Source organism: Methylophilales bacterium (genome assembly GCA_019823025.1).
GTDB lineage: Bacteria > Pseudomonadota > Gammaproteobacteria > Burkholderiales > Methylophilaceae > BACL14.
Window position 1 is genome coordinate 1,008,193 of record CP081940.1, and the last position, 15,040, is coordinate 1,023,232.

The window sequence follows — 15,040 nt, forward strand, 5'->3', positions numbered from 1 at the left end:
CGGGCTCATAGCTCAGTTGGTTAGAGCAGAGGACTCATAATCCTTTGGTCCCAGGTTCGAGTCCTGGTGGGCCCACCAATAAATACGCTTCGTTTACTTTGTGATTCTCACTGCCACATTGTTAACAAGATCCTCCTTTGAGAAATCTCTAGGTTTAGCAAGTTGGATAAACCCACCTATAAACAGTTGAAATTTTAATTAAGTATATTTTTATATCTCCAAAGATACCATGCTGCAATTGACCTAAAAGGCTTCCACTCTTCTGAAATTTTAGATAACTCGCGCATGGTGAGAGGTGAAGTAATACTTTTAAAAAGAGAATAATTTTTTCTTAATGCAAAATCACTCACAGGGAATATATCGAGCTTTCCTAAATTGAATATCATTAGCATTTGTGCTGTCCACTCACCGATTCCTTTAACCTTTGAAAGTTTCTTTACAATTTGTATATCATTCATCATTAAAAAACCTTGACGGTTTTCTAATTCTCCTTTTTTTACCTGCCTTGCTATTTCGATAATTGTTTTACATTTATTTAAAGAAAGTCCGCTTTCATTTAATTTGCTTTCAGGAGAAGCTAAAATTTTTTCTGCTGTTGGGAAGTTATTATCAAAATTTTGTTTAAATCTATTTAAAATAGCAGTTGCTGAGGCCGGCCGTAATTGCTGAAAGATTACAGACTTGATTAAAGCTTGATAAGGTTCTAATTCGATACTTAAATTAAGCTTGCAAGGCCCAACTGAGGATACTAATAAATTCCAATCTTGATCTAGGGAAGATAAAAACTTAGAGCCTTCTATACACTTTTTTTGATGATTACCACTTAATAAGTTTGCCCGCATAATCAATATACTGTCCAGTATTTTGAATTGATAAATTTTCAATTTGTTGAATCATTCCAGAAACACTTTCAATGACATCAATCCAGCCACCAGGACCACCCATGTCTGTTCTTACCCATCCAGGATGAAGTGTCATAGTAGCAATATTATGACTTTTTAGATCATGGGTAAGGCTTCTCATCATACTATTGAGAGCCGTTTTACTAGACCTATAGATATAAGATCCACCGCTGGTATTGTCATCAATACTTCCCATTTTACTAGTTATAGAGACAACTTTTTTTTCATGACCCTGCATCACATTAGGCAAAAAGTTCTCAATAACCTCATAAGGACCAATGGTATTTGTAATAAAACTCTCTATCCAACTGTCTTTATTAACTGAGCTAAAACTACCTGATCGGTATATCCCAGCATTATTAATAAGAATATCAATAGGCGTATTTTTTAACTGATTTGCTAACCCTTGAATATTGTTTGTATTGCTCACATCTAACTGAAGTAATTGTACCGATGAATTTATTTTAGCGAAATTACTTAAATCATCAGACGAATTTAAGTTTCTGCAAGTCGCAATCACCTCATATTTTTTTGCTGTAAATTCTTTAACAAATTCTAAACCGAGCCCTCTATTAGCTCCTGTAATAAAAACTGTGCTCATCAAACAATAATCCCAAAAATTAAATATAAACTTAATATATCTTATTAAGTCTATAATTAGAATATTAATTGGAGGGTTACTATTATGAAAATTAATTTTTTCTTATTGCTTTTAGCATTTGTTTTTTCCCCACTCTACTCCGCTGAGCTCGAACAATATTGCACGACTAGCCTTGCCGAGGGCAATTTTCATAAAACAGATTGTGACATCAATAGTACTTTCGAGGGGAAAAAATACTGTTTTGGTAATAAAAAATCAAAATCTATTTTCTTAGAAAACCCCCAAGAAACCCTTTCAAGTGCGGTTGCTTTTTATAAAAAAAATAATGTGGAAAGAGTTAAAATTTCTCAAACTGAAGCTAATGAAATTTTAGATGATCCAGATTGTGATTTTTCAAACAAAGATTTGGGGTATTTAAATTTCAAAGGCCAAGATTTAACTCACTGTGTAATGATTAATACTAGTTTTTTTGGTGCTGATTTAAGAGATGCAAATCTTTCTGGAGCCAATTTACAAAGAGCTTATCTAAATCTTGCAAGATTAGAAAAGGCAAACTTTGCTGGGGCTATTTTAATAGAGGCGACTATCTTTCAACCTATTTTTGGTGATACCAACTTTATGGGCGCAAATTTAACTAATGCACGTATGATCGGTACCCTTGGCAAAGTCAATATGTCAAAAGCTTTAGTAAAGAACGGGCGATTTGGCCTGGATGTTGGCAATCAGCCAATGGGACAAATGAAGTTTGATTCTGCCGGCGGTAATTTTAAAGGCACTGACTTTGAAGATGCTGATCTGAATATTGCGAGTTTTATTTTTGGTGATCTTAGTGGCGCTAATTTAAGAAATACAAATTTACATAGAGCTGAATTAATTCAAGCGGACTTAACGGGTGCAGATTTAACGGGTGCAGATTTAACGGGTGCGAATGTTGAAGATGCAAATTTTAAGGATGTAATAGGTTTGAGTAAAACTAAAGGTTTTGACAAAGTTTTAGGGAAGTGTCGGAATTGCGGCATGTAAAAAAAATGCCCGTTTAAGGGCATTTTTTTTAACTATAAATTAATCCTTAGTTGACCGCGCTTTTTAATGCTGCTCCAGCTTTGAAAGAAGGCACTGTTCTTGCTGGGATTTTTAATTCTGCACCAGTTTGAGGGTTACGGCCTGTTCTAGCAGCTCTTTTAGCTGTTTTAAAAGTACCAAAGCCAATTAGGGTAACAGTGTCACCTTTTTTTAAAGCTCCAGTGATAGATTCGATTACTGCGTCAACGGCACGTCCAGCGCCCGCTTTTGTGTCGTCTGTTGCTGCTGCTACTGCGTCGATTAATTCACCTTTATTCATAAAACCTCCGTTTGTTTATAAATTATTTTTTGTCACCGTCTTCTGCCACCCCTACGCTTACTGCTGTACAGGCAAAGGTTAAAACTACTTTGCCCTCTTTAAACTTTGTTGTCAATAAAAAAAGTAAATAATTTTAACCGGTAATATATTTGATTAATGTTACAATATTCAAATGAAAATCGTCAAGAATAAAAATAATCGAGGTGGTGTTAGGTTAGGAGCTGGAAGAAAATCTGGTAGTGGGTTGTATGGAGAAGAAACCAAAGTAATACGAGTTCCACGTAGCTCTCTAGGTAATATTAAAAAATATCTCAATTTATCTAGGATGAATAATATCGATGAAATTAGTCTGGCTTTTAAAGAGACTAGCTACAACCCTCTTGTCCTATTTGAACATAAAGTACCTGCTGGATTTCCGTCACCTGCAGATGATCACGTCGAAAAGCGCCTGGATTTAAATGAATATTTAATTAAAAAAAGTGATGCTACTTTTTTTGTGAAAATCAAAGGAGACTCTATGATTGATGCAAGTATCAATGATGGAGATATTGTAATCATTGACCGTTCTATGCAGGCGAAAATAGGAGATATCGTGTTAGCTTCTGTTGATGGAAATTTTACGATCAAGACACTTTCTAAATACAAATTGAAGCCTCGTTTGTTGCCAGCCAATGAAAAATATAAGCCGATTGAGATTGATGATAATACACAGTTTGAATTATGGGGGGTAGTCACGGGCGCCGTTAGAAAATTTAAATAATGATAGCGCTAATTGATATCAATAATTTTTATGTTAGTTGCGAACGATTATTTAATCCAACCCTTATAAATCAGCCTGTCGTTGTATTAAGTAATAATGATGGTTGTATTATTTCTCGAAGTAACGAAGCTAAAAAATTAGGTATTAAGATGGGCGTACCTTTATTTAAAGTTAAAAAGCTCTTAAGTGACAATAAGGTAAGTATCCTTTCATCAAATTACCCGCTCTATGCTGATATGAGCTTTCGCACTATGCAGGTACTTTCAACCTTTGCTGATCTTCAAGAAATCTATTCTATTGACGAATGTTTTTTGGACTTAAGTGGACAGAAAAACCTGAATGTACTTGGTAGCCTGATAAGGAAAAGATTGTCACAGTGGCTAGGTATGCCTGTGTGTGTTGGAATAGCTCCTACAAAAACATTAGCTAAATTTGCCAATCACTGTGCAAAGACTCAAGATAGTTGGCAGGGTGTTTGTGACTTTAGCAAGATGAAAGAAAATGAGATAAACCAAATAATGGCTAATGTTGATGTAAGTAAGGTGTGGGGGGTGGGGGCTAAGACATCAACTAAATTAAAAAAGATGGATATCAATTCTGTACTAGATTTAAAATTGACCAACCCAGCCAAGATTAACTTTTACTTTAATGTGAATATAGAGCGAATTGTTGTGGAATTAAATCGATCTATTTGCTTTCCGATTATCACAGAAGCCCCAAAAAAAAATGAGATTTTATCGTCGAGAAGTTTTGGTAGGCCAGTAAGTACTATAGAAATGCTTTCAGAAGCTATTACCACTTTCTTATCTAGTGCTACATATAAAGCAAGACAGCAAGAAATGCTTGCTACCAGTGTTACATTGTTTATTAGAAGTAGCCCCCACAAAGGCAGGGATAATTATTATGCAAATGCTATTAGAATTCCCTTGGCTTTTCCAACAAACCATCATAATTTAGTCACACCGATAGCCTTAGAAGGACTTAGAGCAATATTTAAACCAAATATTAAATATACAAAGTGTGGGGTCTTATTATCGGGACTTATCAGTGAATCAATACAACAAAAAAATCTTTGGCCGGACGTTGGCAATAGTTCTATGGAGATAGTCGATAAAATTAATAATAAATTTAATAAGAAGAGCGTTCGCTTGGGAACAGAGCCACTGAATCCAGAATGGCAGATGAGGCAATTAAATAAAAGCCGTTCATTTACGACTTCTTGGGATGAATTATTGGTTGCTCAATGAGAATATTGAGCCTAAGGCGTTAGTGTTGGATTAAGTTGTATGAAGTAATCATTATCTTGAAGATTGACTTTCCATCCTTCAAAATAAACCTCACTAATATTGGGGTTGAGTTGGATTTTGAAAGGAGGTGAACCATGATGACTTAGTTTAGCTCCTTTTTTAAAATCATATTCTTTTAGAGCGCCTAAAGAGTCGACTACACATATTTTCTGGGAATCATGTGAAATAATATAAAAATAATATGAGGATTTTTCAGGGTTTCTTGTTGAAAATGATTTCAACGGCGTGGTACCGACTTCGCATACAAAATCCTCAACAGAATTTAAAGCTACAACTTCAGAGGAGCTATCGAGTTCAGTTGGAGCGACTACATCATCTGCTATAACAAAAGACTCTTCATTGAGCTGTGAATCTGATTCACGATATTCATTGTCATTATAAGAAACTTGTTCTGAGTCATCCAAACTTTTAGGTAAATTATCTATTACTTCAACTTGCTCTACCTTAGGAGTTTCAATAGAAGTAGTCTCAGATTCAGGAGTAACCTCATTTAAGTCTGATATTTGATTATTTGACTTTGGTAAATCCGTATCAAACAAATAAAAGATGAATCCAAAAATAACAATAGCTAAAATGGAATAATTTACTTTATTATAAAGGGCTGACTTAGTTTTTTGAGTAGGGAGTTTATTTTCTTTTTCAGAAATTAATTTATCTTTTTCCTCGATTAAAAGATCGAGCTTGATATCTAGAAACTTTGCATAGCGCTTTAATAAAATTAATTTATATTTAGGCGATGCAAAACCGATATCTAAATTGTTTTCTAATGATTTAATCTGGGTAGTACTTAAAGTTAATGCTTTAGCAGCATCACCTATACTGAGACGCCATTTTTTTCTCTTATTAGTTAGTTTTTTATTGTGGTAAATATATTTTTCCATCTAACTATAAAAACCTAAAGGCAATGATTGCAATAAGTGTTGGTGGAATAGCGGCTATCAATAAACCAAGCGGGCTAATATTTTTTTCAGAAAAGTGTTTTCTTAAAATAGAGATACCAGCAGGGTTTGGAGCATTTGCTATTACAGTCAGCCCACCACCAGTGACAGCACCACTTACTAAAGCAAGTTTGAATTCATCTGAGAGTCCATCCACAAGTGATCCTAAATAAGTCAGGGCTGCATTATCGGTAAGAGCAGTCAAGGCAGTTGCACCATAATAAACAGCGCTAGAATCCATAGATAAGAGAACTGGGGTTATCCACCAACCTTGGATTCCACCTAAAACAACTAGTCCGGCTAGGAAAAAAGCTACCAGTAATGCTTCTTTAATAATAAGTGGATTCTGATAATGTTTGTACGCTGAGGTAAATCCGATGAAAAATAGGAAGACCCCCATAAATACTGATGGATGATGTGCAAAATAAACAACGCTAATCAGAAAGAACAGGTGAATTAGGACAATAAGAGCAGGTACGTCTGATTTAGCATTGTCTTTGAATGCTATTTTTCCTAAGTCCTCTTTAAATAAAAAAGTAATAATGAGAGCGTTTGCAAGAACACCAATACCTGCTCGCCAACCAAAATTTTCCAACATATACCAAATATCCCAATTCCATGTACTGCTGACCATTAAAATAGGAGGGGCAGCGTAGGGCGTCAAGGTTCCACCTATTGATATATTGACGAATAACACACCTAAGGTAGCATATTTAAAACGATGACTTACCTTACTTCCAAAATAATTTTGGCTCAATAAAAGTGCAGCTAACGTCATGGCAGCAGGCTCTGTAATGAATGAACCTAATAGAGGAACAAAGCTAAGAAGTAGAAAATAAATAACAAATTCTTTTTTTAAAGGAATAAGGCTTGATAAAAGTAAAACAATTTTTTTTGATAACTCAAGAATAGGCCGAGTACCGGCAATTACCATGATGACAAAAACAAACATCGGCTCAGTAAAATTTCGAGTATCAACATAATTAACAGCTATGTCACCGCCCTCAATACCAAAAATAAATAACACTAGTACCATAGCCCAAAAACCGAAAACAACCTCTACCTCTCCCAATAAATGTAGAATGCCTGAAAATCGTTTGTGGACATGAGCTAAATGTTCAAAATATTTAGTTGAAAAGGTGTGAATAATTGCAATAAGAAATAAAGAAGCGCCGATTAATTCGATTGTTGTGTAGGGGACCATTCTATTTCCTAGCTATTAAATATTAAAAACGATATTTTAGCATTGGCTCAGGATTCCTGATATTAAATTTATAAGGGTTTGCTGGCTTATGCTTTTATATTTGTATAAACGATTTGATCAGAGCTGTTTTATAATGTGGTTAATACCACGTGACGCAATAAAAATTAATTAAAGATATGAAAAAAATTTCGCAAACAGAGATACAAAACTTAATGGCGCTTCATCAAAGGGGTCTGGATGACGATTTAATCAATAAAGCGACCTCTCTAGTAAGGGAATACCCAGAAGAAATTATCTTATTTAATTTATTGGGGATTAGTTTTGAGAGAAAGGGCTCTCTTAAAAATGCAGCAAAAGCCTATAAGAGCGCTTTAAAAATAAACCCAAATATTCCTGAAATGAATTTCAACTTAGGGGCTATTCTTTTTTCTGAAAATAAAGTTGAAGAAGCGATTAAATTTTATGAAAAATCAATTCAACTAAATAATAGTTTCCCTGAGGCACATTTTAACTTAGGGATTGCTTTTCAGAGTGCTGGACGATTTGATGACGCCATTCAGTGCTATCAAAAAGCAATTCAAATACAACCTGGATTTTTTGAAGCAATTACGAATATGGGAACAATAAAGCAGCTTCAAGGACATCTTGATGAGGCAGCAGATTTTTTTAGAAAGTCGTTAAGTATTCGAGAGGATGGGAGGGGGCACTATAATCTTGCAAATGTGTTGAGAAACCAAGGTAATCTGTCCACATCAATAAATCATTATCGTAAAGCGATTGAGCTTGGCTCAGGGGAGGCAGAATTCTATTCTGATCTTGGAGATGCGCTATGGCACGAAGGAAATATTTCGGAAGCCAATCGTTTTTTAAGAATGGCAGTTGAAGTTGACTCACAGCACCCAAGAGCAAATTATCAGTTAGCAGTCTTTTTATATGATAACAATGCCCTTGAAGAGGCTATTAATTATTTTAAAGTTTCTAAGTTCGAGGATTGGCAAGAGAGAATCCTTTATTGTCTTTATAAATCAAAGCAATTTGATTTGTTTAAAGAAGAGTTTGCTAATATTGAGCATTCAAAACATAACTCCCCTTTCTTAGCAACACTCTCTGGGCACTACGCGAAAAACTATAATGAGGTAGATACATATAAATTTTGTCCCCAACCTCTAGATTTTGTATCACATCAATCCATACCTTGTTTGTTAGAAGATAATGAAGCACTTAGGCTTCAGTTACTAGAAGACATTAATAATGCGGATATCAATGATCGCAAACAAAGTCGTTTATTTTATGGAACGCAATCAGCTGGAAATTTATTCAAAAGAAATGAGAGCTCTTTTAAGGTATTAGAATTAGGCCTTAAAGAGGCTATTAGCAAATATTACGATCTTTATAAAAATGAGGACTGTGAATTTATTAAATCATTTCCAAAGCAAATTGAATTTAGTAGCTCTTGGTTTGTAAAGATGCAATCGGGCGGACATTTAACATCACACATACATGAAGATGGATGGATCAGTGGGGCAATTTATTTATCCATCCCTAAAAAAACTAAAACTCAAGATGAGGGAGCCATTGAGCTTAGTACTCATGGGGACGACTACCCAATTATAAATGATGACTTCCCTAAAAAAGTGATTAAACCCAAAGAAGGTGATGTAATCTTCTTTCCTTCATCTGTTTTTCACAGAACAATTCCTTTTGAGTCTGATGAAGAAAGAATTTGTATTGCGTTTGATCTTAAACCGTCATAGAAGCTTTTGTAATTTTTCTGCCATGTTGAACATAAATATTTGAGCAATCTTTGGATCTTCGGCTAACATCTCTCTTACTTTAATATCCTTGATCCTAATTAATCTTGCCCAATCAGAACAAATGGTTGCTGACATTAAACGAGGGTTTTTATGTAATAAAGCATGTTCACCAAAATATTCACCGGGATTGACGGTAAAGATGACTTCCTTACTTCTTTTTATTTCAACTTCGCCTTCAATCACAAAATATAAATCGTTATCTTGAGAGCCCTCACTAAAAATAACTTTATTTTTCTTATATCTTTTACCATACAGCATCATTAATTTATTAATTATGGGGTGTCTATGAATATTTTTTAGTAAGAATAATTGTTTTAATATCAGTAATTCTTGTTTATGAAGTGCAGCGATCAATTCAGCACCGATAAGTATGGCTCCCGTGTTTAGATAGAGCCATATCAATGAAATAAATAAATTTCTCAAACTACCGTAGAAGTAACCTAGTGGCTGACTTAAGCTAATAAAGAATCCAAAAGCATCGTTTAAGGTAAACCACAGCAAACTGGTTATTAGCCCACCAAGTATTAGGTGCATTTTTTTTATACGTGTTGGCATAAAAAATTTAAAAAATATAGTCATGATTAGCGTCATTAAGATTAACGATAATGAGAATGTGACGATACTGTATTTAAATATAGGGACATATTCATTAACCAATAAAGTTGTTTTTTGAAGATATAGGTCTATAAAAATATAGGCAAAGAAAAAAAACATAATGGCGACCACAGAAAAAATATCTTTCAGTTTATTTTTTAAATATGTATTTTTTTTTGTTAAACCTAATATCTGTATGAAGCTCAACCGAAGGGCCTGGGTCAGGGGAGTCGTTGCAAGAAAAAGAATACCGAATAAGATTAAACCCCAAGATAGTTGTTTTGTTGAGATATCGATAACCTCGGAGAGAAGTTGGTCGCTAATTTGAGGGAGAAGTCTTGAGGTCACAATTTCAAGTTGAGATAACGCAAAATCTGAATTTGCAAGCCACTGACTTAAAATAAAAAATATGAGTAGGATTAAGGGCACCATTGCAAACAAAGTAAAAAAAGCAATTGAAGCATTTAGTGCGATAAAGTTGTGCCTAATACAGCCATCAAGAACCTCTTTAAACGTAAAATATTTTGCTCCTCTTTTGTCCCTTAATAAATTTAAAATTTTTTGAAGCATCAGTTATATAAAAATCCTAGAATTAGAGAAGTAATTAAGAGACGATTGTTTTAAATTCGTCAGTTGCATCTAAGAGTGAACTTAATGTCCCTGCTTCTGAAGCAGAATGTCCAGCATCTGGAATAATAATAAGTTTACTCTTAGGGATTGCTTGATGGAGCTCATAAGCTGTTTTTGGAGGACATACCATGTCATAACGCCCTTGAATTATGGTGATGGGTATATCCTTAAGTATTTTTGATTTCTCTAATATATCCTCGCCGTCAACAAAACAATTATTATTTATAAAGTGGAGCTGCACTTTTGCACGAGCAAGCTCAAATTCATTGTCTATCTCAGTAGTTTCTGAACTTATGGCAGGGGGTAATAATTTTAAAATACTTCCCTCAAATTGATTCCAAGAAATTGCTGCCTTGTATGCGCAACTTTTATTGTTTGAAAAAACTAACTCAGTATATTTCTCTAATAAATTCTTCTTACTCGTATTTGGAATATGCTTTAAAAGATTATGGTGAAGCTCAGGGAAAAATATATCAACATCTTTTAAGAACCAATCTAGTTCATGTTTTCTGCTTAAAAAAACACCCCTTAATATTAATCCTTGAACCAATTCAGAATGTTTTATTGCATATGCTAATGCGAGTGTGCTTCCCCATGAGCCTCCAAAAAGAATCCAGCTCTTGATATTCAACTCTTTTCTTATTAGCTCAATATCATTTACCAGGCTATCAGTTGTATTTTTTTTTGTCTCACCTAGGGGTTTACTTTTTCCACAACCTCTTTGATCAAATAATATGATTCGGTAATAGCTAGGATCAAAAAACCTCCTTTGCTTAGAACCCGTTCCGCCGCCTGGGCCTCCATGTAAAAAAAGGATAGGCTGTCCATCAGGGTTTCCTGACTCCTCGATAAAAATCTCGTGTGTATCGTCTCCCTTAATAAATGATTCTTTATATGGATGGATTTCTGGATAAAGTGCTCTATTATTTGTATTGGACATAATTTCGATTCAACTTTCTGAAATTTAGAATTTAGTTAAGGTTTTTTTTAAGTCTTAATTTTTATATATCTTAGTTGTATTGTAAATACTGCTTTAGTTTAACAAACTTTTAGGGTTGAAAATGGGTGTTTTTTGATAAGTAAAATAAATCAATAAATGTAAAGAAATTGTAACAAAATTGTTGCAAATAGAAATTTAGGGGTATAAAATCCTTTTCAAGTACTAGAAATATCAGTACTAAAAGTAGGTAAATTTCTTATTTTATTAAAGAGTTTTTTAAGCTACGAGATAAGGTAGGGGAGGTACTTACTTCTTTTTTAAACCCTTAGTTAAAACTATGGAGATTTATAATGAAATTAAATAAAATCAAATTAGCTCTTGGCTTTGTAACTGCTGCTGCAATGGCTATGCCTATTGTTGCTTCAGCTGCTGCTGACCAAGAAAAAGCTATGAAAAACTCAGCTAACTGGGCTCATCCTCGTGGTCAACATGACAACCAGGCTTACTCAAAGCTGACACAAATCAACAAAGGTAATGTAAAAAACCTTAAAGCAGCTTGGACACTTTCTACTGGTGTAAACCGTGGTCATGAAGGTTCTCCTCTAGTTATTGGTAACATGCTATATGTACATACAGCATTTCCAAATAACGTATATGCTTTAGACTTAAACAACAACCAAAAAGTTGTATGGTCTTACTTCCCTAAACAAGATCCTAGCGTTCAAGCAGTTCTATGTTGCGATAACGTTAACCGTGGTCTTGGTTTCGGTAACGGTAAAATCTTCCTACAACAAAACGATGGTAACCTAGTTGCTCTAAACGCAAAAACAGGTGCTAAAGTTTGGTCTACTTTAAACACAGATCCTAAAGTTGGCGCTACTAATACTAACGCTCCTCACGTGATCAAAGATAAAGTATTGACTGGTTGTTCTGGTGCTGAATTTGGTGTTCGTTGCTTTATTGCAGCATACAACATCGAAGACGGTTCACTAGCATGGAAAGCTATGTCTACTGGACCTGATTCAGAAGTACTTATCGGTGCGGACTTCAACAAAGAAAACCCATTATTTTCAGCTCTATCAGTTTATGAAGACATAAACGGTGGTAACACTGAAGGTGGTTCTTTCAAAAGAATTCCTAACGATCAACTACAAGCTCCTGTGGCAGACCTAGGTCTTAAAACTTGGTTAAAACCACAAGCAGTTAAAGATGGTTGGCAACATGGTGGTGGCTCTGTATGGGGCTGGTGGCCATATGATGCAAAAACAAACCTAGTGTACTACGGTACAGGTAACCCATCTGTTTGGAACCCAGACGTACGTCCAGGTGACAACAAATGGTCTATGACAGTTTTTGCTCGTGACCTAGATACAGGTATGGCACGTTGGGGCATGCAAATGACTCCACATGACGAATGGGATTATGACGGTATTAACGAAGTTATCCTATTTGATAAAGGTGGAAAAACTTATGCATGGCACCATGACAGAAACGGATTTGCATACACTTGGGTAGCTAGTAACGGTACTTTAGTTTCAGCTGAAAAAGTGCATCCATTCGTTAACTGGTCAACTGGTATTGATCTTAAATCTGGTGTGCCACAAAAAGAAGCTGCACATTCAACACACCAAGATTACAACACTAAAGGTACATGTCCAGCTGCTCTTGGTACTAAAGACCAACAGCCTGCTGCATACTCACCTAAAACTGGCTTAATATACTCACCACTTAACCACGTATGTATGACATACGAACCAGTTGAGTCTAAGTATGTTGCAGGTCAGCCTTGGGTTGGTGCGACACTTACTATGTTTGCTGGTCCTGACGGCGTAATGGGCGGTTTTGCTGCTTATGACCCAATGACTAACAAAAAAGTATGGTACAACAAAGAGAAATTCTCTGCTTGGGGTGGTGCTTTAACTACTGCTTCAGACTTAGTTTTCTACGGTACTTTAGATCGTTGGTTCAAAGCTCTTGACGCGAAAAGCGGTAAAGAACTTTGGAAATTCCAAGTTGGTTCAGGTGTGATTGGTAATGCATTCACATACTCACACAAAGGTAAACAACACGTTGGTGTCCTATCAGGCATCGGTGGTTGGGCTGGTGTGGCTATGAACCTTGGTCTAACAAATGACACAGACGCACTTGGTGCTGCTGGTGGTTATAAAGAACTAACAAAATACAACGCGGCTCCTGGCGGCGGTGCATTAACAGTATTTGCTCTATAATCTTTTATAGAACTTAGTACTAGTTAGTTAGTCTTAAAAACACCCTATTTCGGTAGGGTGTTTTTTTTTATATAAAATGTTTTAAATGTGTAAAAAAAATAGAGATTATCATTAGGGAATAATGCATTCTTTGAAGGTATAATTGCAAAAAATTAATTAAAGGGATTATTTAAAATGTTTAAAAATTTATCACGAAGTCTATTTATATTGTTAATAAGCTTCTCAGTTCATGCGGCAGACACTATTGCTGTGAATCCAGATATGGGAAAACCTGGAGAACCAACCAGGGTGCCAAAGGATGATGAATTTAAGGTTTGTGCTGATCAAGATAATCTACCTTATTCCAATGATAAGGGGGAAGGTTTTGAAAATAAAATTGCTGAAGTCTTAGCAGCAGACTTAGGTAAGGAATTAAGCTATCAATTTTGGCATGATCGGTTCGGATTTTTGAGAAATACATTAAATGCTAAGCGATGTGATGTAATTATCGGAACAAATACGACTTATGATGCACTAGATACAACTAAACCTTATTACCGTGCTGGGCATGTTTGGATATACCGTAAAGATAGCGGGTATGACATAAGTAGCTGGGACTCACCTGATTTAAAAAAAGGGGTAATTGGTTTAGTTGATAAAAGTCCTGTTACACAGGCCCTCAGTGCTAATGGTCTGATGGCTAATGCGAGGCCTTATAGGATACAACGAGATCTTACTAGATCTCCTGGAGAACCAGTAGAGGATGTAGTAAGTGGAAAAATTGATGTTGCAATAATGTGGGGTCCGTTAGGTGGTTATTATGCAAAGCAATCAGATGTGGATTTGGTTGTCGTTGAGATTCCAGAATATGCTGAAGGAAATTCAAGGCTTCAAGGAAAAACTTACTGGAACATATCAGCAGGTGTTAGAAAAAGAGAAGTTGAAAGAAGAGAGATGGTTGAAGGTGCGATTTTTAGAAATCTAGATAAGATTTATGCAATCATGGATGAGTATGGAATTCCGCATACGGAACCCATCTTTGTTGATAGATTAGATGGTTATAAGAGACACAAAAAATAAGTTTTTTTGACCAAAACATCACACATATTAATTAAGAACTGGTAAAATTTAGTCATGGGAGTTAATTTAATTATAGATAGGAGCAGTAAATGTCAATTAACAAAATAGTCGCTTCTGCACTTGTTGGCGCAGCAGTAAGTTTTTCAGGTTTTGCTCAAGCGGATGTTGTATTTACGAAAACAACAGATGGTACAAAATTTGAGATAACAGACCCGAAAGCATTCGGTGATACAAAGAAAAAAGATAATGTAAAGACAGCAGCTGAAATAGAGTTCCTCAAGACAGGAAAAAATATCTATGTCGGTGATGCCAAAGCTGAAAAAAGAGGTAAGAAAAGATTTGGTTATTGGTCATGTACACAATGTCATGGACCAACAGCAAAAGGACAGGTTGGACCTGGTTTAGTTGGACCGACTTTTAAATACCCTAAAGATGCTACCAACTTAGGTATGTTTGAGACAGTATGGTTTGGAACAAATGGTGGTATGGGCGGTAAAGGTTATGGTGTTATGGCTCCTGATGATGGTATGACGGTTGATGAGTTATTAAAAACAATCGCTTGGGTCAGAACAAATGGTAAAGGTTTAACTGGTAATGAGGAAGTTAAATAACAGTTACAACTCTGAAATAAAAAAACAAAACGACTAAGATATAATGTCTTAGTCGTTTTTTTTTGTCCGAATAAAGTCAATAAGAAAATCCAAAAAAAGTATAAATTGAA

The 15,040-nt window shown here is 35.2% G+C and carries 14 protein-coding genes and 1 tRNA gene; 8 read left to right on the plus strand and 7 right to left on the minus strand.

Going from position 1 to position 15,040, the window contains the following annotated elements; translation table 11 throughout:
• Window position 1: 1 nt before the first annotated feature.
• A tRNA-Ile gene (locus K6112_05390) sits at window positions 2-78 on the plus strand.
• Window positions 79-194: 116 nt separating this feature from the next.
• Here the strand turns inward: K6112_05390 and K6112_05395 are convergent.
• On the minus strand, window positions 195-842 hold the full coding sequence (locus K6112_05395) for a DNA-3-methyladenine glycosylase 2 family protein (protein ID QZP17460.1): 648 nt from the start codon (window positions 840-842) through the stop codon (window positions 195-197).
• The gene (locus K6112_05400; protein ID QZP17461.1) at window positions 817-1,503 is read right to left on the minus strand and encodes an SDR family oxidoreductase; all 687 of its coding nucleotides are present in this window, start codon (window positions 1,501-1,503) and stop codon (window positions 817-819) included. The genes K6112_05395 and K6112_05400 overlap by 26 nt, the downstream gene beginning before the upstream one ends.
• A gap of 84 nt (window positions 1,504-1,587) precedes the next feature.
• Here K6112_05400 and K6112_05405 point away from each other — a divergent pair, with 84 nt between their 5' ends.
• Window positions 1,588-2,526 (plus strand): pentapeptide repeat-containing protein, encoded by a 939-nt coding sequence (locus K6112_05405; protein ID QZP17462.1) that lies wholly within the window; start codon window positions 1,588-1,590, stop codon window positions 2,524-2,526.
• Window positions 2,527-2,572: 46 nt separating this feature from the next.
• Here the strand turns inward: K6112_05405 and K6112_05410 are convergent, their stop codons facing one another.
• Window positions 2,573-2,845, minus strand: a complete 273-nt coding sequence (locus tag K6112_05410) for an HU family DNA-binding protein (GenBank protein ID QZP17463.1) — start codon at window positions 2,843-2,845, stop codon at window positions 2,573-2,575.
• A gap of 172 nt (window positions 2,846-3,017) precedes the next feature.
• Here K6112_05410 and umuD point away from each other — a divergent pair, with 172 nt between their 5' ends.
• A complete protein-coding gene (gene umuD, locus K6112_05415; protein QZP17464.1) occupies window positions 3,018-3,605 on the plus strand; it encodes a translesion error-prone DNA polymerase V autoproteolytic subunit in 588 nt (195 codons plus the stop codon).
• Window positions 3,605-4,852: a Y-family DNA polymerase gene (locus K6112_05420; protein QZP17465.1), complete on the plus strand. Its 1,248-nt coding sequence runs from the start codon at window positions 3,605-3,607 to the stop codon at window positions 4,850-4,852. The genes umuD and K6112_05420 overlap by 1 nt, the downstream gene beginning before the upstream one ends.
• Before the next feature lie 11 nt (window positions 4,853-4,863).
• On the opposite strand, the gene K6112_05425 is transcribed toward K6112_05420, so the two are convergent.
• Both K6112_05425 and K6112_05430 read right to left on the minus strand, forming a co-directional pair.
• Window positions 4,864-5,793, minus strand: a complete 930-nt coding sequence (locus K6112_05425) for a hypothetical protein (GenBank protein ID QZP17466.1) — start codon at window positions 5,791-5,793, stop codon at window positions 4,864-4,866.
• 4 nt (window positions 5,794-5,797) lie between these two features.
• A complete protein-coding gene (locus K6112_05430) occupies window positions 5,798-7,054 on the minus strand; it encodes a putative Na+/H+ antiporter (protein ID QZP17467.1) in 1,257 nt (418 codons plus the stop codon).
• Window positions 7,055-7,230: 176 nt separating this feature from the next.
• Between K6112_05430 and K6112_05435 the strand changes: the two genes are divergently transcribed.
• Complete coding sequence (locus K6112_05435; GenBank protein ID QZP17468.1) at window positions 7,231-8,808, plus strand: tetratricopeptide repeat protein; 1,578 nt, start codon at window positions 7,231-7,233, stop codon at window positions 8,806-8,808.
• On the opposite strand, the gene K6112_05440 is transcribed toward K6112_05435, so the two are convergent.
• Window positions 8,803-10,032 carry a YihY/virulence factor BrkB family protein gene (locus K6112_05440; protein ID QZP17469.1) on the minus strand — a complete coding sequence of 410 codons (1,230 nt, stop codon included), beginning with the start codon at window positions 10,030-10,032 and terminating at the stop codon, window positions 8,803-8,805. The genes K6112_05435 and K6112_05440 overlap by 6 nt on opposite strands.
• 34 nt (window positions 10,033-10,066) lie before the next feature.
• Window positions 10,067-11,032, minus strand: coding sequence for a prolyl aminopeptidase (gene pip, locus K6112_05445; protein ID QZP17470.1), 966 nt, complete (start codon window positions 11,030-11,032; stop codon window positions 10,067-10,069).
• Window positions 11,033-11,382: 350 nt separating this feature from the next.
• Between pip and K6112_05450 the strand changes: the two genes are divergently transcribed.
• The 3 genes from K6112_05450 to K6112_05460 all read left to right on the plus strand — a co-directional run bounded on the left by K6112_05450 (window position 11,383) and on the right by K6112_05460 (window position 14,930).
• Window positions 11,383-13,260, plus strand: coding sequence for a PQQ-dependent dehydrogenase, methanol/ethanol family (locus tag K6112_05450; protein ID QZP17471.1), 1,878 nt, complete (start codon window positions 11,383-11,385; stop codon window positions 13,258-13,260).
• A 174-nt stretch (window positions 13,261-13,434) separates the two neighbouring features.
• On the plus strand, window positions 13,435-14,319 hold the full coding sequence (locus tag K6112_05455; GenBank protein ID QZP17472.1) for a quinoprotein dehydrogenase-associated putative ABC transporter substrate-binding protein: 885 nt from the start codon (window positions 13,435-13,437) through the stop codon (window positions 14,317-14,319).
• A gap of 89 nt (window positions 14,320-14,408) precedes the next feature.
• Window positions 14,409-14,930, plus strand: coding sequence for a c-type cytochrome (locus K6112_05460; GenBank protein QZP17473.1), 522 nt, complete (start codon window positions 14,409-14,411; stop codon window positions 14,928-14,930).
• The last annotated feature ends 110 nt before the right edge of the window (window positions 14,931-15,040 follow it).